Genomic DNA, 17,322 nt, shown 5'->3' with positions numbered 1-17,322 from the left:
GGCGTTTTGCATCACCGCAGGTAAACGGCTTGTGAGACTGCGTTCTAAGGCCCTGTGTCGGCCTTCCAGGTATCCCAGGACCCCTAGATGACCCCGTCCATCACCTCCGCCGCGCGCCTCTTGGCCTCAGGGTCGGCGCTGGCGTAGATGTTGAGCGTCATGGCCGCGTTGGCGTGGCCGAGGTTGGAGCTCACCGTCTTGATGTCGATGCCGGCCGCCACGGCGGCGGTGGCCCAGGTGTGGCGCAGGTCGTGGAAGGTGCAGTGGCGTCCCTCGATGCCGCGGACGTTGAACTGCCGGGCGAACATCGTCCACTCCTTGGTGACCAGTTGCGGGTCGGCGAAACCCATGGGGTCCCCGGTGACGTAGGTGCAGCCCGGCGCCTGTATCGCCCTCCACTCCCTGAGCTTGGATACGAGGGTCGGGGTAAGCGCGACGTCGCGCGACCTGCCGGTCTTGGACTCCTTGATGTACGGGCCGCCCTTGGCGACGCCCACCGAGCGTTTGACCCACAGGACGCCCGAGTCAAGGTCGACGTCCTGCCACCGCAGGGCGCAGATCTCACCGCGCCTCATGCCCGTATGGAGTGCGATCATGGCTGCGACGGAGATGGGGCACGGGTCCATGGACCCCAGCAGGGCCACGAGCCGGGCCCGCTCCGGCTTCGCCAGGGCGTTGATGCCCTCCTTCACGGCCTTGCGCTTCGGTGGCTTCACGAGGGCCACGGGGTTCCGCTCGATGACCCCGGACTCGACGGCGCGGTTGAGCACCATCTTGAGGAGCCTGTGGGCCTTGCCGACCGAGGAGCTCGACAGGCCGCTCGCGGTCATGCCCTCCTCCCACTCCTCGACCTTCTCGCGGGTCAGGTCGCGCACGGGCATGTCGCCGAACCCCTTGCGGATGTTGCGGAGGGCAGAGTTGTAGCTGATGAGCGTCGACCTCTCGATGTTGCCGACGTTCACCGACCGGTCTATGTGCTCCTGCACGAGGTCGACCAGCGGCCTGGTGCTGCCGGTCGCCTCTGCCTCCGCCTCCCGCTCCGCCTCCTCGTTCATCTCGGCGTGCCACCTCGCCAGGAGCCGCTTCGCCTCGGAGAGGGTGCGGCAGTTGAACGACTTCGAGACCTCGTGGCGCTTGCCGGCGTCGTCCATGTACGTGAGGCGCCCCCGGTACCCCTTGCGGGGCTTGGCCTGTTTGGTGACGGTCGGGTTGTAGTATTCCATGCGCTCCTCCTGACGTTCCCGTGTGCCGAACGTGTGCCGCGGAATGTGCCGGAAAACACCCGGCACGTGAAAAATAACGTGCAGCGGCTTTCTCAGACCCTATCAGAGGATTGCACCTACTACCTGCGCTAACTAACGCTAACTTACGCTAAGTCACGCTAACTTACATAAAACATTAATGCCTGACACGGAAGAGGTCACAAGTTCAAATCTTGTAACGCCCACCACAAAATCGCAGGCCATCGGGGCAACCCGGTGGCCTGTTTTTTTCTCAGCCGGCCCCCTCGGGCGTTGGCGTCCCCTCGGATATCATGGACCTGAAATCTCCTTGAGAGGGGGCATGCCATGCGGCACCGGGCCATCGTGGAAGAGGCGGCCTGCGATGTGGGGGAGAACCTCATCGCGCGGATCCTGTCGTCGCGCCACACCATGAGCGAGGGGGAGCGGCGCATCGCCGACTACCTCATCGCCCACCAGGCGAGCGTGGGGGCCATCTCTCAGGCCGACCTCGCCCGCCAGTGCCAGGTCTCGGCCCCCACGGTCTCCCGGTTCTGCCGCAAGATGGGGGAGAGCGACTACCGGTCGTTCCAGATGAGCTTCGTGCGCATCCAGATGACGCTCCACGGCCTGCGCGACGAGCAGCAGCACGGCTACGCCTCCATCGACAACGTGGGCGCCACCGTCGCCTCCCTGCTCGACCGCCGGGTGGCCGCCCTCACCCTCACGTTGGAGGGCCTCGACGAGCGCGAGCTCGAGGCGGCCGCCCGCACCCTCGCCAAGGCGCGCATCGTGGAGTTCGCCGCCGCGGGGCGCTCGATCCCCACGGCCGAGGACGCCGCCTACCGCTTCGAGCGCATCGGCATCTCGGCCCCCACGAGCCCCTATTACGAGAAGCTCATCTCCTGCGCCCTCACCCTCGGTCCCGACGACGCCCTGGTGGTCTTCTCCCGCTCGGGCTGGTCGGGGACGCTCCAGCAGGTGGCCGGGGCCGCCCACGACCGCGGCGCCTCCGTCGTCACCGTCACCGGCAACCGGGACAACCCCCTGGCCCGCCTGTCCGACCACGTCTTCTGCGTCACGAGCGTGGACGTGGCCGAGAACGACTTCACCGGCAACACCCGCATCGGCGAGGTGGCCATCATGGAGGCCCTGTTCGCCTTGGTGGCGGCGGCCAAGGGCGATGCCCGGGCCTGCCAGAACGAGCACCGGCGCTACATCTTCTCCAAGGTGGACCTGCCCTGACCTCCCTCCCTGTTTTCACCGATGAAAGAAAGATACGTTCATCGATGAAAAACAGAGAAATTGGATGCCATTCAGCTTTCAGAACCGACCGTTCATGGATTCTTCACATGTAACTGAAAGCCCTCTCCCTATAGTCGCTGCGTCCGGGACGGCCCCCGTGAAAGGGCGGTCCAGAGGCTCCGACAAAGGAGGGGAAATGGCGGCAACCAACTACGCCGAGATGGCCCGGGCCATCCTCGACAAGGCCGGAGGCAGGGAGAACATCGCCTCCCACACCCATTGCGCCACGCGCCTGCGCATCGACCCGGTGGACAGGGGCAAGGTCGACCTCAAGGCCATCCAGCACATCCCCGGCGTCCTCGGCATCCACGACAACGGCAGCCAGGTCCAGGTCATCGTCGGCCAGTCGGTGGAGCAGCTCTACCCGGAGTTCGAGAAGGTCGCCGGCAAGGGTTCTGGGGCGGTGGCCCCCGCCGCGGCCGGAAAGCGCTCCCTCGGCCGGGCGGCCGGCGACTTCCTGCTCATGATGGCCTCCATCATGGTGCCGGTGATCCCCGCCCTCACCACGGCCGGCTTCATCATGGTCATCCTCACCGTCCTTCAGATGGCCGGGCTGGTGACCCCCGACAGCTCCACCTACCTCATCCTCAACGGCTTCGCCCAGTCGGCCTTCTACTTCCTGCCCATCTACGTGGCCTACACCGCGGCCAAGAAGTTCGAGACCGAGCCCATCATGGCCATGATGCTGGCGGCCGGCCTGCTCTACCCCGACTTCGTCAACTACGTGGGTGAGCTCACCGCGGCCGGCTCCACCTACGGCTCCTATTTCGGCCTGCCCATCTACCTCATGACCTACAACGGCGGCGTCATCCAGATCGTGCTGTCTGTGTGGGTCATGGCCAAGCTCGACCACTGGCTGTCCCGCGCCATCCCCGAGCAGGTGCGCTACTTCGCGAAGCCCCTGGTCCTGCTCGTGGTCATGTCGGTGGTGGTCCTCACCGTGACCGGCCCCATCGGCGGCTACGCCACCAACTACGTCGCCGCGGCCATCGCCTGGCTCACGGCCAACGTGCCCTGGCTCGTGGTCCCCGCCCTCGTGCTGTTCTCCTGCACCGTGGGCCAGCTCTGCGCCGGCTTCCATCTGGCCCTCGTCCCCATCGCCACGGCCTCCATCGAGTCGGTGGGCTACGACATGTCCATCACCCTGTGGTTCTTCTCGTTCACCGTGGCGTCGGGCTTCGTGGCCCTGGCCATCACCCTGAAGTCGCGCAACAACCGCTGCCACCAGCTCTCGGTGCCCGCGGCCCTCTCCGGCCTGATCGGCGGCATCTCCGAGCCCACCGTCTACGGCCTGTGCTACCGCATGGTCAAGCCCTACTACGCCCTCACCGTCACCGCCGTCCTGGCCGCCCTGCTCTGCGGCATCACCGGCCTGCGCTCCTACGGTTACGGCTGCCATTCCATCCCCGGCCTCCTGCTGTTCCTCGGCCCTGAGATGGACTGGACCAACTTCTACAAGGCCATCGCCATCGTGGCCTTCATCGCCGTGTGCTCCTTCGTCACGGTGTTCGCCTTCGGCTTCGACGACTCGGTCTACGACGACGAGGCCGACGAGGGCGCCCAGGCCCCCGATTCCGACCTCCTGCCCGGTGCCGGCGTGGCCGTGTCCATGCCCGGGAAGGGCTCCTACCTCGCCCAGGGCGACATCCCCGACCCCACGTTCTCCCAGGGGCTCGTGGGCCCGTGCTTCGCCATGAAACCGGCCACCGACTCGGTGAAGTGCCCCGTGGACGGCACGGTCTCCTTCGTGGCCGACACCGCCCACGCGGTGGCCATCCGCACCTCCGCCGGTTCCTGCGTCATGGTCCACGTGGGCATCGACTCGGTGAGCCTCGGCGGCAAGGGCCTCAACGCCCTGGTGAGCGAGGGCCAGCGCGTCAAGGCCGGCGACCCCCTGGTCAAGTTCGACAAGCTCGCCTTCACCAAGGCCGGCATCGACGACACCGTCGTGGTGGTGCTCACCGAGGCCGCCGAGCAGCGGTCCGGCGACGATGAGCCCGACGCCGGGATCCCCATGACCCCGGCCCTCGGTTAGGACGGGCCATGGAGCAGAGGCGAACCTACGACCCGGGCCTCGTGGCGGCCATCCGCGACAACGTGCGCACCGTGGAGGTGGACGGCCTGCCCGTTGAGGTCAAGCCCATCCCCGACGACGACCGCGACCACGTGCTCGACCCCCGGGTGCGCGCCGTTGCCGCCAGGAAGGCAGCCATGTTCGAGGAGCGCGCCGCCAAGCGGGGCCACGGGGCCCTGTCGGACGAGCGCTGGCGCCCCGACAAGGAGACGCCGGACCTCACCACCGTGCCCATCGACCAGCGCGAGACCGTCGTGCCCATCGCGGGGACCCACCGCATCCTCGTCCACACCTACCGCCGCGAGGACGCCTCGGGGCCGCTCAAGGTGGTCGTCTACCTCCACGGCGGGGGCTTCACGGCGGGCGACGAGCGGATCTACCGCAACCGCATGCGCTACATCGCCGAGGTCACCGGCGCCCTCGTGGTCTTTCCCGAGTACCGCCTCGCCCCGGAGGCCCCCTTCCCGGCGGCCATCGAGGACGCCATGGGCACCCTCTCCTGGGTCGTCTCCCATGGGGCCGAGCTCGGCTGCGACCCCGACCGGGTCATGGTGGTGGGCGACTCCGCCGGAGGGTCCCTGGCGGCGGCGTGCGCCCTGTCCGACCGGGAGGGAACCGTCAAGCGGGTGCACCTGATCTTCCCGGGGTGCGACATGGGGAGCCTCGAGGACCTCGAGGCCTACGAGTGGTCCTGGGACGCCTACCCCGTGGTGGAGGAGGACCGCGAGCTCGCCTATGGGCGCATCCGCCGCATCGAGCGCTCGTGCCACGGCACCGCCGAGGACAGCCTCTACGTCCAGGGGCGCACGAGCCTCCGCGACCCGCTGGTCTCGGTGGCCTACGCCACCGACGAGCAGCTCCTGCGGTTCCCGCCCACCACGGTGGCCGTGTCCGAGTACGACTACCTGCGCCTGGGGGCCGAGTACTTCGCCCGGCGCCTCTCAGCCCTGGGACGCCCCGTGCGCTGCGTGCTCTACAAGGGGTGCGACCACGGCTTCTTCGACATCTTCGGGGGAGAGCCCCAGGCCGAGGAGCTGTGCTACGACATCGCCGACGAGCTCGCCCTCGTCTGAGCTTCCATCGGGGCGGCCCTCCGGGGCCGCCCCGTCGGTCATAGGGAGGTGGCCGACCGTGGCCATGATGCTTCTGGAGTTCAAGTCGCGCCGGCTCAAGCGGGACGTGCCGGTGAGGGTGGTGCTGCCCTTCGACAGGGGCGGTAGGCCCCCGTACTCCTGCCTCGTCCTGCTCCACGGCCTGCAGGGAAACGTCAACACCTGGGTCTACAACACCCGCGTGGAGCGCTGGGCCCAGGACCGCAACCTGTGCGTCGTCATGCCCCAGGGGGACAACAGCTTCTGGGTGGAGGCGGGCGTCCCCGGGGGACCCGTGGGGGACTACGGCGCCTTCGTGGCCGAGGAGCTCGTGGAGACCGTGCGGTCGCTGTTCCCGGTGGCCCAGGGGCGCGAGGGGACCTTCGTCGGCGGCTTCTCCATGGGCGGCTACGGGGCGCTGCGGGCGGGCCTCTCCCATCCGGGGACCTTCTCCCGCATCCTCGCCTTCTCTCCCGCCATCCACTTCTTCGAGGCGGGAGAGGGGGAGCTCTCGGCTCACGGCGACGTGGCCGGGGAACGCCTCCTGTTCCGCGGCGGCCGCGGCACCGACCTCGACGTGCGCTGGCTCGCCCAGGGGCTGGCCCGGGCGGTGGGGGCTGGCGAGGCCTCCTGGCCCGCCGTCAGGATGCTCGTGGGCGAGGGCGACTGGCTCGCCGGCTGCAACGGGGCCTTCGCCGAGGCCCTCGCCGCCCTCGGCGCCCCGGTGGAGTTCGACGCCTACCCCGGGATCCACAGCTGGAACTTCGTCCAGGACCACCTCGAGGGGGCCTTGGACTGGGTCGTGGGCGGCTGTGGGCCCTTCGCCCCCGGAGGGTCCCTGGACTGACCCGCCGGCGCTAGCGCACCTCCGCCCCGAAGGGGGCGTCGATGCGGGGCCGTTTCGTGCCAGAAGGGCCGCGCAATGGGGGTCTTTCGTGCCAAGCCGTGCAACGGTGCTCCTTCGTGCGAACTGGTATGGGAGCCCAAGCTTGACGCAAACGGAGGAACGGAGCTAGCGGTACTCGGCCAGGAAAGATGACAGGAGCGCCTCGAGCTCCTCTTCGGGAATCAGTGGCTTGTCGCTTATGTCGATATCGTGATTACATGCACGGATGCCCGCGATAGCACGGTCCATGTCGAGGCTTTCGTCGAACATCACTGCCCCGCCAGAGGCGAGCGAGAAGGACCGGTAGTCATCGGCCAGGTCGACGATTTCCCAACCCGGCCAGAAGCGAGCGAAGTACTCGGGAGGTCTCTCCTCGTCCACGTACCAGTACGTCAGACGCTTCTCGTCGCAATCAATAAGGGCGGAGGAGCACAAGCCATCTCCGTCTATCCCGGAGACGTAACGCCGAAATCCCCGCTTGCTCAGTGGGGCTATCAGGTCTTCGCCGTGGTCTAGGATGTCGCATACGTACATCGAACGGATACCATGCAGGCATCTCTCGCCGCCGACTCTAATCATCAGCAGGCTTTCGATTTCTCCCATGTCGGGGCTGTCGATGCTGGATTCGTCAGCAATCCAGTACCTCAGGTCGTACAGATCGGGAGGCGTGCCGTCTAGCCACGGCATGGCGAGCGGCCCCATGTCCAGCGCTTGCGCGAAGTCGACGATGCCCTTAGGACAGAAGCGGACCTTCCATCCTGGCCAGAGGGTATGTTCGAGAAAGGCGTTGAGCACCTTCCTGAACCCGATCTCCCAGGCGCACTCCCCACCGAAGTAGAGTAGCTGTCTTTCGTCAGCGTCCATCAGCACGCCGGTCTCGTCCCAAGCGGAATTGAGCTTTTGGAACTCGAGGCGCCCATATTGGGCTTTTTCTTTCAACTTTTCCTGAGAGAGAAACAAGTAAGATAACGGATTATAGGCGCCCGTGCTGAAATATCTGGTTTCGCCATTATCCCTTATGACGATGCTGCCCTTACAACTCATGGTTTACACCTCGCTTACGGTGGAAACAGCCACGCCGTCGGAAGTTCGACGGAAGAGGGTCATGCTGCTTTCGTGCCACTGGTTGGTATGGGTGGCGCTGTGCCTCCCATACACCATCCATGTCATCATGGCGAGCTTGCCTTTATCCCCTCTTATAGCCTACATAACGTGGTTTAGGGCACCTGCCGGAGTGCGGTAGCGGCATGGTTTTGCCGCTCGTGCTGGATGCTAGAACGACCTGCGAGCGAATCACGACAGGCGACGTACGGCGGGGCCAGCGGCAGGGAGTAGTCCAAATAAAGTCTAAAGGATTACTGGCGAGCATGCGTCGCAGCAGCCTTGCTTGAGCGTTTCGTATCCGAATTCACTTCCTGCTGTAATGGTAGTCTGGCTGGGTGTTCGAGCGTTTTATGGGGGGCTCTACATCGGTCTTATCGTGGTTGTGCATGTTGCGTGCTATTATTAATAGATTGCGTAACGCTGGCATAACCGTGCGATAACCCGATACCACACAGAAGAAGGGGAGGGGAGCTTTGGCTGCTCAACATGATGCTGACGATAATCTGTCCGCCGTCGACCTCTTCTCTGGATGTGGAGGGATGTCGCTGGGATTTCAGAATGCCGGCTATGACGTAGAGGCTGCTTTCGACAACTGGAAGCCTGCCATTGAGGTGTATCGGGCCAATTTCGACCACCCCATATATCAGCAAGACCTATCGGATGTCGATGCTGCGGTGGAGGCTATCGAAGATTATTGCCCCACCGTTATTTTTGGTGGTCCACCATGCCAGGACTTCTCGACGGCAGGACATCAGGATGAGAATGGTGGTCGGGCAGTCCTCTCTGTCGCGTTTGCACGCATCGTGACTACGGTGAGGTCGGAGTGGTTCGTGATGGAAAATGTTGCGACCATAAAGAATACAAAGTCATTCAAGACCGTATGTAAGTTGTTTCGTGATGCCGGATACGGTTTGACATGTAGGGTGCTCAACGCTGCATATTGCGGCGTCCCGCAGACGAGGAAACGCATGTTCATCATTGGTGGGCTTGGTGAATCGGAAGGATTTCTTGATTCACGTCTTGAGGCCCGTCTGGCAGAGAAGCCAATGACGATACGCGACTATCTTGGGAACTCCCTCGGAATTGAGAACTACTTTCGCGTTCCGACGAACTACAGCCGCAGGGGTGTCTTTAGCATCGACGAGCCTTCGATGACGATTCGAGCAATTGATCGACCCGTCCCACCTGGATACAAAGGCAATCCCAAGGACTCGGCTCCTGTCAGCGAGACACGGGTTCTCACGCCCAAGGAGCGCAGCTACATCCAGACCTTTCCGAGGGACTTCGAGTTCTTCGGCGGAAAGTCCGACATTAATACAATGATTGGTAATGCGGTGCCGGTGAATCTCGCCTACTATGTGGCTTCTGCATTGGCGGATTACATCAATGCAGAAAGTGAGGTCCAGTAATGAGGGCCGTTGATGTTTTCGCTGGGTGCGGCGGCATGTCGTTGGGTTTCGAGCAGGCCGGTGTGGAGGTGGTCGCAGGCTTCGACAGTTGGAAACCTGCCGTCGAGATCTACCGAGCTAACTTCAATCATCCCATGTATGAGAAGGACTTATGCGACGATGACACTGTTGAGGTAATCAGTGCGCTCAGGCCTGACATCATCATGGGAGGCCCGCCCTGCCAGGATTACTCGATAGCCGGGAAGCGCGAGCTTGGTGATCGTGCGAATCTCACTATCAGATTTGCCGAGATTGTCTGTGGTGTGAGGCCCGAGTGGGTCGTGTTCGAGAACGTCTACAACATCGAGCGCTTCGGTACATTGCCTGTTATGAAGACAATGCTTAAAGACGCGGGCTATGGCCTGACAGCATGTGTCCTCGATGCGAGCAGATGTGGCGTGCCCCAAGCAAGAAGAAGGTTCTTCCTCGTGGGGCACCTCGGCTCAGATGATGGGTTCCTTGACGATGCTCTGGAGTCAGGGCTCTCAGAGAAACAGATGACGGTGCGTGACTATCTCGGTGACAAGCTCGGCACGCAGTACTACTACATGCATCCGAGGAGCTATGCCCGACGTGCCGTCTTTTCCGTCGATGAGCCGTCTGCGACAATCCGGGGCATCAATCGTCCAATTCCAGAGAACTACAAGCGTCACCATGCGGATGCCGCCGCGATAGAGGAAGGTGTGCGGGCCCTCACGACGAAGGAGCGGAGTTACCTACAGTCCTTTCCTGAGAGCTTCAAACTCGAGGGGGCTAAGACGAGTGTAGAGCTTGCTATTGGAAACGCAGTTCCTCCGGCGCTTGCAAAGTATGTAGCGGAACGCGTGGTCAATCACGGTAGCAGTCTGGGCGAATAAGGAGTGTGTGCCTTGTCGTACTTCATAGAGATTGATAATTATCAGACGTACTCCGGGCATGACTCTGAATTTCATTACGACTTTAATGCCAACAGCGGCGCGGGCCAAGCGTTTCTCGGTGGAAAGATTGTCGATACTGCGGGCAACTCCGGCTCGCCGAGCGAGCTCGAAGGTAGAAATGCCAGTTTTGCCCTGCGCGTTCGAGATCGCCTTGTTGACCTTGGAGACAACGGAAAAGCCGTTTACACAATTTCACCGCGTGGCGCCGGGAACTCGAGCATGAAGCTGGGCGTTCAGGGAAAGGTAAACCCGAACAGACTCATGGCGGCTGCTTTGATGCTGCCCAGAACGTGCGGTCGAAACATGGCTGTCTCGGTCAGCGTCTCTCCTTTGACAACAGATAACTACTGGCTTCGATCGATGTGGTTGGATGTAGACCGAAGTGACGCCAATTCCGCCACGTTCATTCCGAAAGACTTTGTGTTTGAAGGAGGTATGTCCAAACGACAAGGTGTAGCCACTGAGGAGAGCAAACTTGTAGGTGAAAGGCAATTCTTCAAGCTTGAATATGCAAAAAGAGTCGAGAACATTATTTCGCTTGCCGATGATACTGTACTCCCGGATTTTGCCCTTTCTTCGTTGAGATTCTACAGGGATGTGTTGCTGGGGCAGGCTACATTTGAATACGAGCAGGCTGAAAAGATGGTCGTAAAGCTTATGCGGGAACTGTCTCGTCGGTATCCGGACGTATATTCCGGTTACAATGACCCCCTCGACCTCCTCATGGAGCTAGGAGGCAAGGGAGGTAACGACGGTGCGACCTCCTTGACTTCTCTAGAGATGCCGCTGGATATCCATCAACCTCATAATCTAATTTATTTTGGTGCACCCGGCACGGGAAAGTCATTTCGACTCAATAGGTTGGCAGTAGGTGCCGATGGCGACCGAGGATGCTTCGACAAAGCCAATGTGACCCGCGTTACTTTTCACCCTGACTACACCTACGCTCAGTTCGTGGGTTGCTACAAGCCCTTTATTGAGCCTCAAGTCGACGAGGACTCACCGGCCTCGTCTATCAGGTACGTACCCGGGGGAATCGAGTACAGGTTCGTTCCGGGACCGTTCATCAATACCTATGTTGATGCAATCAGGCATCCTGACCAGAATTACCTCCTAATAATCGAGGAGATTAACCGAGCAAATCCCGCTTCGGTTTTCGGCGATGTCTTCCAGCTGCTTGATCGCAAAGAGAGCGGGACAAGCGAGTATTCCGTCGCGACTCCGGAGGACCTGCGCTGGTATCTATTCAAGCAGTGGAAGTCGTACCTGAACGGTATTAAGCCCGAGGAAAGAGAGAACGTTCTGTACTCGCTCGATGATCCTGAGGCGAACGAATGGGCCTCCTCCATCTCGTTGCCCGGCAACATGTTCATCTGGGCAACGATGAACAGCGCCGACCAAGGCGTCTTCCCGATGGATACCGCTTTCAAGCGTCGGTGGGACTTCCGTTACATGGGAATCGACGAGGGAAGTGACGTCATTGAGGACATTGCTGTCCCCGTCGGCACACCGAGTCGGATGGTTGGCTGGGACGCTCTACGCCGTGGTATCAATAAGGTGCTGCTGAACGCTGGGGTGAACGAAGACAAGTTGCTTGGCCCGTTCTTCATCTCGCCCTCGCGTCTTCGGGACGCCGATCGTTTTATCCAGACCTTTCAGGACAAGGTGCTTCTCTATCTGTTCGAGGACGCCGCCAAGACCAAGAAGTCGAAGGTCTTCAGTCTCGTCGAGAAGGTAGGTCACCACGTCACCTACTCCCAGGTTTGCGCGGACTTTAGGGAGAGAGGCGAACTGGCCTTCATCGGGATGAAAGAGCTGGCTTGTCTTGATGAAGCCGCCTTCGATGAAGAGCCGGAGTCTGACGGTGCCGACGGCGGAGAATAGGCATGCGAACGGCATACCTCCGCGAACTTTCCTTTCACACGCCTGAAAGCTTCGGACGTGCGCTGCACGTAGATGCTGACGAGGCATTGCGCTACATCGAGCTCCTTTGTGCCCACGGTGTGCTCAAATTGCGTACCGGCAACGAAGGGAAGGAATACGACGCGTCCTATGATGTGAACGTACACGGCAGCTACCAGCTCGTCTACGTCGGCCTCGTGCTTGTGGATGATCTCTGCATCGTCGCTTACCCGAAGTATCTGCCAGGGGCGAGCCCCGGCAATCCCGGTACCGATACTCTTCTGGTGATGCGGCAGGTGTTCCGTGTGCTGCGTAAAATCGAGGGTTCCTACTCGGGTATCGCGGCTGTGAGTGAGGAGGGCATGCGTGCCAACGACCGTCTGGCTCTCATGCTCATGCTTCTAGAGCATTATGGCGAGTACGGTGTGTATTCGAACTACGTGAGAACACTTGCCGACAACGGGCCCGGTGATATTAGCTGGGAGCGTACGATTGCCTCCAACCTGCCGTTCATGAGCAGGGAGAGGCCTGTTTACATGGACTACAAGACCGTGGAGAGCGATCGGGATGCTGCCGACTTCGTGACGCGTCTGCATCGAGCTGTGCTTACCGAGTGCTCGCGATTTATGCAGGAGAGTGGCCTCGCATCGCTTCTGACGCTTGACGAGGTCTGGTTGAGCGACGCTAAGGTCGAGGACTTTGGCGATGCTGACCTCGTCTCCTACCGCCTTGAAAGGGAGCGTGGCCTGCAGTTCGTAACGTGGAAGCAGGAGATCATTGACCTTCTCCTACGATACGTCGGCGAGGATGACTCGACGGTGCGGAAGGACGCGCCGCTCTGCCTTGGGACGTCGAGCTTTTACCATGTGTGGGAGGAGACGTGCAAGGTCGCGTTTGATGATGCACTGGACAAGCGGCTCTGCGACTTCGACCTGGAGCTTGTCGCACCATTCGACCGGATGGGGACGGCGAAGCTCATCGACATCATTCCTAGGCCGCAGTGGACGATACCCTCCGTTGGCGGGGAGGAGGGGTGCAGTGAGGTTGCCACGCTTATCCCCGATGCCGTGTCACTTCGCCACAATGGGGATGGCGGTAACGTTTTCGCCATCCTCGATGCCAAGTACTACACTCCCAAGCTCGGTACAAACGTTCGCGGCGTGCCTGGCGTCGAGTCAGTAACCAAGCAGTTTCTGTATCAGGCGGCGTATCGGGACTTTGTGTTGGCTCACGGGTACTCTCGAGTGATTAATGCGTTCCTCGTACCTTCGGCGGGAGATGTTATCGAGCATGTCGGTCGCGTGAGGTTCCCAGGCGTGATCGCGGCCGAGGAGGAGCCCTTTTCGAATGTTGTGGAGCTGTATAGTTTGCCGGCGAGGAGGGTGTTTGAGGCGTATCTGGCAGGCGAGTCATTGGATAACGATGAATTGCTTGTGATAACTGGTGGCCCCAATGTGTTGGAATAACGTGCAGCGATATTGGGATGCGGAATAGTGGCAAAAAATCAAAGCGACTGCTTCAGAGAAAAGCAGACCTGGTCGAAGACCAAGGATGGTCTTCTTTGCTCCTACTTAACACTTTTTTCGAAAAGACTTATGGTTATTATCAGGACGGTTACGTCTATGTTGACGCTTTTGCTGGAACGGGATAATTTGACAATGGCGAGGAAGGTTCACCCATCACCGCCATAAAGAAATTTCTGGCCACTGTACGTAAGCGATTCAGTAAGTGCTGCGCACAGTTTATATTCGGTGAAACGAGCGCTAGCGCTCTCACAAAGCTCAAGGACGCGGCCCACAAGGCTTGCGGGAACGTAAACTATCTTTGTTCACCCATCCTTCGCAATAGTATTGAAGAGGCAATTGAGGCAGCCCAGACCGCTAATCCACGACCCTCGAAAAAGCCCGCAACCGTTTTCTACTATGTTGACCCCTACGGCGTTAAAGACCTTCGGCTCGACCTGCTCTGTCGGTCACCGAACTTTGCGCATGCGGAATCCCTTGTCAACTTTAATCAAGCTGATTAACGGCTTTGGATTTCCTTGTGTCGTGCTCGCGAAGGGCATTTTGCTCGACTCTCTTGCGAAGCTATCTGATGCAAACACTTGCGGTATCACGCTCGTGTCGCTCGACGAGAGCTTTCGCGAGAGGATGGAGCCAGGTGCTGCTAACCTGCTTAAAATGGTTGGAGCGCTGAGAACACTGCATGACGCTGGCTGCAAGACCTGGGTGAGCATGGAGCCGTATCCTACGCCGAATGTATGCGAGCAGAAGCTGATGCCCATCCTTGAGGCAGACTCTTTCGTTGACCGCATCGTGTTTGGGCGCACTCACTACGACAAGCTCACAAGCCGGTATATGAATCACGGTGCCTTCTATCTCGACGCCGTTGCGCGGGCGCGTGGCTTCTGCGAGGAGCGTAGCACTAGTTGTTATATCAAGACGAGAACAGCTGATTATTCGGTCTCCGGTTGCGATAGCGGCTTTGCGACGGCTTCGCGACCTGAGAGCATCGGGCTGAGAGCTGATTTCTTTGTGTCGACCATTCAAAAGTAGGCTTGTATGGCGGGTGACATAATGGTGAGGAGGTGCGGGAGCGGGAGGACGAGCTGTCGGAAGAATCGCAAGGGCACGAGAGACCTCCAGTGCGCGGTTCGGCGCGAACGACCGCGAGTACGTGATGGCAGCGGCATGAACGCCCCCCGATGCGCGATTCGGGCCCCGTCTCGCCCCGAAACCGCGCTTTGGAGCCGTCTCGAGAGCCCTTCGTGTCGGGAGAACCGCGCATTCGCGGGTTCCCGTGCCCAAGAAGAAGGGCTTGTGGGGGCACCTCTCGCCCGACTGGTCGTGCGCCTCGGCCCCGCCGGCGCTAGCGCACCTCCGCCCCGAAGGGCAGGAGCGACAGCTTGGCCATCTTGAAGAGCTGCAGCCCGAAGGGCACCCCCACCACGGTGAGGCAGAGGAGCGAGCCGATGGCGAGGTAGCCGAGGGCCATCTCCACGCCGCCGAAGACAAACCACAGCCCGTTGGCCAGGCAGGACGGGAGGCCGCCCCCGTAGACGATGGTCTTTCCAAAGGGGGTGAGGGTGAGGGCGGCCATCTTGAAGGCCTGGCGCCCCACGGGGATCCCCACCACGGTGACGCACCACAGGAGGCCCACGACCAGCCATCCTGCGGCGGTCACCAGGCCCCCGGTGACGAGCCATATAATGTTGCCAAGGGTGCGCATGGCCTCTCCTCGGGGTCGTGCCGTCGACACGGCGAAGGGCGGTCTATGGGGGAGGGGTACAGCGTGTACATGGTGCGCTGCTCCGACGGCTCCCTCTACACAGGCTACACCGTGGACGTGGCCCGCCGCGTGGCGTCCCACAACGCGGGCACGGGCGCCCGCTACACGAGGGGGCGCCGGCCCGTCTCCCTCGCCGCCGAGGCGGGCTTCCCCACACGCCACGAGGCCATGCGGGCCGAGGCCCTCATTAAGCGCCTGGGCCGCGCCGAGAAGCTCGCCCTCGTGCGGCTCTACGGCGCCGACCCGGACCGCTTCCGTGCGGCCGTCGCCGACCTCATCGCGTGAGGCCCCGACGCCGGGTCGCCCCGGTGTTTCAGGCTGAATGCAACCGGTACGAACAATCATTAGGCTGGATTCAACCATGGGGACGACTCCTGAGATTATCCCTCTGTTATTCCCTCTGAGTTGAGAGTCCCTTTTTTGAGGGTAATTCCGATGTGACCGAAGCCCGGTTCAGGGCTCATCACAAAGGAAAGAACCCCATGGACAGAATCGCCCACGCGCCCCTCCTCGCGGCGTCAGCCGCCCTCGCCGTCGCCCTTGCGGGCCCCGCCACCGCGGCCGACGCTGCCGTGCTGCGGGCCGCCCCGGCCGACGGGGGCATCGCCACCCTGAGCGAGGCGGCGCTCTACGCCTCGTCCGCCGCGGCGCCCCTCGACGCCGGTTCCGTCAAGGACCCCTCCACCTACTGCGAGCTCGACGCCCTCATCGCCCAGGCCAACCGCGACATCCAGGCGATCGCGCGGCGGGGCAGCGTCGGCGGCGGCGTCTTCGGCGGCGTGCCGGGGGCCATGGACGCCCGGGCGCTCGGGGACCGGCTCCATGCGGCCGCCGACGCCGCCACACGCTCCGCGGAGGAGAAGGCGGCCGAGACCCGCGCCGCCGAGGCCCGCGCCGCCGAGCTGCGTGCCGCCGAGGGCCGCGGGGCCCAGGACTCCTCGGCCGGTGCCGCCGCCCCCGTCGCCGCCGGGGACGCCGACGGGGCCGTGTCGGCCGGCGGCGGCGAGGCCGCCGGGGGCGACAACGCGTGGAACGTCTCCTACCGCGACGAGTACGGGGCCGCCGAGGGCGCGTCCGACGGGGCCTGCACCCAGTGGGCCGACGGCTACTACGTGGCCCACGACTGGTCCGAGTCCGGAGGGCAGATCGCGTCCAAGCCCGACACCGTGGTCGTCGACGGCCAGCGCTACGCCTACGCGGGATCCATGGTGGTGCCCGAGGGCTCCGACTACTACGCGAGCGGCGTCTACGACTTCACCCACGCCGACGGCGGCATCGGGTTCCAGACCTGCTGCGACGGCGGCTACCTCGTGACGCACTACGTGCCCTACTAGCCCCTGACCCGGGCCTTGGCCGGGGCGTCGGCCGGCAGCCGCATGCCCTCGCGGTCGAGGTCCGCCTGGAGCCCGCGCCACCCCGGCAGCGCCCGGTCCATGACCTCCGAGAAGCGGGGGCCGTGGTCGGGCGCCTCCATGTGGGCGACCTCGTGCACGGCCACGAGGTCGAGGAAGGCCGGGTTGTGGCAGGCGAGGTCGAGCGCGACCGATACCGAGCCCGTGGACGGCCGGCAGGAGCCCCAGCGGCTTCCCATGCGCCGCACGGTCCATCGGCCGGTCCCCGTGCCGACGGCCCTCTCGGCCCGCTCCCGGGCCCCGGGAACCGCCGCGGCGAGCTCGCTTCTCAGCAGCCCCTCGAAGAGGCGCCTCCTGAGCTGCCGGGCCTCCTCCGAGGGGTCCTCGGGGTCGGGCACCCCGAGCACGAGCGACCCGCCCTCGACGCGGGCGGCCGGCCTCCCCTCCGTCGCCTCGAGGCGCACCGCGACCGGGCGTCCCCAGACGGCGACGACGTCGCCCTTCCGGAGCCGCCCCCAGGCGCGCCTGCGCTCGAGCTCGTCGGCCGCAGGCAGGCGCCGGGCGACGGAGGCGAGGACGTCGGCGCCCTCGCCCCCGAGCCATGCCAGCACGGCCGCGCGCCCCATGGACCTCGGCGCCGAGACCGTCACCCGTCCGTCGGGGCCGGGCCGCAGCACGAAGCGCCGACGCGCCCGGAACACCACGTCCACGGGCACGCCGGCCACCTCGCAGGAG

At 62.9% G+C, this 17,322-nt stretch carries 15 protein-coding genes; 11 read left to right on the top strand and 4 right to left on the bottom strand.

From position 1 onward, the window contains the following. Window positions 1-83 precede the first annotated feature (83 nt). Window positions 84-1,223: a tyrosine-type recombinase/integrase gene (locus NFR49_RS02395; RefSeq protein WP_251158080.1), complete on the bottom strand. Its 1,140-nt coding sequence runs from the start codon at window positions 1,221-1,223 to the stop codon at window positions 84-86. A gap of 345 nt (window positions 1,224-1,568) precedes the next feature. Between NFR49_RS02395 and NFR49_RS02390 the strand changes: the two genes are divergently transcribed. From NFR49_RS02390 to NFR49_RS02375, 4 genes are all read left to right on the top strand, one after another. Further along, complete coding sequence (locus tag NFR49_RS02390; RefSeq protein ID WP_251158079.1) at window positions 1,569-2,465, top strand: MurR/RpiR family transcriptional regulator; 897 nt, start codon at window positions 1,569-1,571, stop codon at window positions 2,463-2,465. A 196-nt stretch (window positions 2,466-2,661) separates the two neighbouring features. Further along, window positions 2,662-4,560, top strand: coding sequence for a glucose PTS transporter subunit IIA (locus tag NFR49_RS02385; RefSeq protein ID WP_251158078.1), 1,899 nt, complete (start codon window positions 2,662-2,664; stop codon window positions 4,558-4,560). A gap of 8 nt (window positions 4,561-4,568) precedes the next feature. Next, window positions 4,569-5,672, top strand: a complete 1,104-nt coding sequence (locus NFR49_RS02380) for an alpha/beta hydrolase (RefSeq protein ID WP_251158077.1) — start codon at window positions 4,569-4,571, stop codon at window positions 5,670-5,672. Window positions 5,673-5,736: 64 nt separating this feature from the next. After that, window positions 5,737-6,537, top strand: a complete 801-nt coding sequence (locus NFR49_RS02375) for an alpha/beta hydrolase (protein ID WP_251158913.1) — start codon at window positions 5,737-5,739, stop codon at window positions 6,535-6,537. A 165-nt stretch (window positions 6,538-6,702) separates the two neighbouring features. Here the strand turns inward: NFR49_RS02375 and NFR49_RS02370 are convergent, their stop codons facing one another. Next, window positions 6,703-7,620, bottom strand: a complete 918-nt coding sequence (locus NFR49_RS02370) for a hypothetical protein (protein ID WP_251158076.1) — start codon at window positions 7,618-7,620, stop codon at window positions 6,703-6,705. A 533-nt stretch (window positions 7,621-8,153) separates the two neighbouring features. Between NFR49_RS02370 and NFR49_RS02365 the strand changes: the two genes are divergently transcribed. From NFR49_RS02365 to NFR49_RS02345, 5 genes are all read left to right on the top strand, one after another. Next, a complete protein-coding gene (locus NFR49_RS02365; RefSeq protein WP_251158075.1) occupies window positions 8,154-9,089 on the top strand; it encodes a DNA cytosine methyltransferase in 936 nt (311 codons plus the stop codon). Then, window positions 9,089-9,985 (top strand): DNA cytosine methyltransferase, encoded by an 897-nt coding sequence (locus NFR49_RS02360; protein WP_251158074.1) that lies wholly within the window; start codon window positions 9,089-9,091, stop codon window positions 9,983-9,985. The genes NFR49_RS02365 and NFR49_RS02360 overlap by 1 nt, the downstream gene beginning before the upstream one ends. A gap of 12 nt (window positions 9,986-9,997) precedes the next feature. Beyond that, window positions 9,998-11,929, top strand: coding sequence for an McrB family protein (locus NFR49_RS02355; protein WP_251158073.1), 1,932 nt, complete (start codon window positions 9,998-10,000; stop codon window positions 11,927-11,929). Window positions 11,930-11,931: 2 nt separating this feature from the next. Further along, the gene (locus NFR49_RS02350) at window positions 11,932-13,413 is read left to right on the top strand and encodes an LlaJI family restriction endonuclease (RefSeq protein ID WP_251158072.1); all 1,482 of its coding nucleotides are present in this window, start codon (window positions 11,932-11,934) and stop codon (window positions 13,411-13,413) included. A gap of 534 nt (window positions 13,414-13,947) precedes the next feature. Next, window positions 13,948-14,502, top strand: coding sequence for a radical SAM family protein (locus NFR49_RS02345; RefSeq protein WP_251158071.1), 555 nt, complete (start codon window positions 13,948-13,950; stop codon window positions 14,500-14,502). Between the two features lie 313 nt (window positions 14,503-14,815). Here the strand turns inward: NFR49_RS02345 and NFR49_RS02340 are convergent, their stop codons facing one another. After that, a complete protein-coding gene (locus NFR49_RS02340; RefSeq protein WP_251158070.1) occupies window positions 14,816-15,175 on the bottom strand; it encodes a YccF domain-containing protein in 360 nt (119 codons plus the stop codon). 45 nt (window positions 15,176-15,220) lie between these two features. On the opposite strand from NFR49_RS02340, the gene NFR49_RS02335 reads away from it, so the two are divergent. Together NFR49_RS02335 and NFR49_RS02330 are read left to right on the top strand one after the other, a co-directional pair. After that, window positions 15,221-15,520, top strand: coding sequence for a GIY-YIG nuclease family protein (locus NFR49_RS02335; RefSeq protein WP_251158069.1), 300 nt, complete (start codon window positions 15,221-15,223; stop codon window positions 15,518-15,520). A gap of 197 nt (window positions 15,521-15,717) precedes the next feature. Further along, window positions 15,718-16,569, top strand: a complete 852-nt coding sequence (locus tag NFR49_RS02330) for a hypothetical protein (RefSeq protein WP_251158068.1) — start codon at window positions 15,718-15,720, stop codon at window positions 16,567-16,569. Here the strand turns inward: NFR49_RS02330 and NFR49_RS02325 are convergent. Beyond that, complete coding sequence (locus tag NFR49_RS02325) at window positions 16,566-17,303, bottom strand: M48 family metallopeptidase (RefSeq protein ID WP_251158067.1); 738 nt, start codon at window positions 17,301-17,303, stop codon at window positions 16,566-16,568. The genes NFR49_RS02330 and NFR49_RS02325 overlap by 4 nt on opposite strands. Window positions 17,304-17,322: the final 19 nt, after the last annotated feature.

It is taken from the genome of Caniella muris (assembly GCF_943193035.1).
Lineage (GTDB): Bacteria > Actinomycetota > Coriobacteriia > Coriobacteriales > Atopobiaceae > Granulimonas > Granulimonas faecalis.
The sequence above is the reverse complement of the archived record's forward strand: the minus strand, read 5'-3'. Positions and strand labels throughout refer to the sequence as shown.

Excerpts from the sequence above, each read along its gene's own strand:
- NFR49_RS02395 (WP_251158080.1), bottom strand. The coding sequence starts at position 1,223 with ATGGAATACTACAACCCGACCGTCACCAAACAGGCCAAGCCCCGCAAG.
- NFR49_RS02390 (WP_251158079.1), top strand. The coding sequence starts at position 1,569 with ATGCGGCACCGGGCCATCGTGGAAGAGGCGGCCTGCGATGTGGGGGAG.
- NFR49_RS02385 (WP_251158078.1), top strand. The coding sequence starts at position 2,662 with ATGGCGGCAACCAACTACGCCGAGATGGCCCGGGCCATCCTCGACAAG.
- NFR49_RS02380 (WP_251158077.1), top strand. The coding sequence starts at position 4,569 with ATGGAGCAGAGGCGAACCTACGACCCGGGCCTCGTGGCGGCCATCCGC.
- NFR49_RS02375 (WP_251158913.1), top strand. The coding sequence starts at position 5,737 with ATGATGCTTCTGGAGTTCAAGTCGCGCCGGCTCAAGCGGGACGTGCCG.
- NFR49_RS02370 (WP_251158076.1), bottom strand. The coding sequence starts at position 7,620 with ATGAGTTGTAAGGGCAGCATCGTCATAAGGGATAATGGCGAAACCAGA.
- NFR49_RS02360 (WP_251158074.1), top strand. The coding sequence starts at position 9,089 with ATGAGGGCCGTTGATGTTTTCGCTGGGTGCGGCGGCATGTCGTTGGGT.
- NFR49_RS02350 (WP_251158072.1), top strand. The coding sequence starts at position 11,932 with ATGCGAACGGCATACCTCCGCGAACTTTCCTTTCACACGCCTGAAAGC.
- NFR49_RS02340 (WP_251158070.1), bottom strand. The coding sequence starts at position 15,175 with ATGCGCACCCTTGGCAACATTATATGGCTCGTCACCGGGGGCCTGGTG.
- NFR49_RS02335 (WP_251158069.1), top strand. The coding sequence starts at position 15,221 with ATGGGGGAGGGGTACAGCGTGTACATGGTGCGCTGCTCCGACGGCTCC.
- NFR49_RS02330 (WP_251158068.1), top strand. The coding sequence starts at position 15,718 with ATGGACAGAATCGCCCACGCGCCCCTCCTCGCGGCGTCAGCCGCCCTC.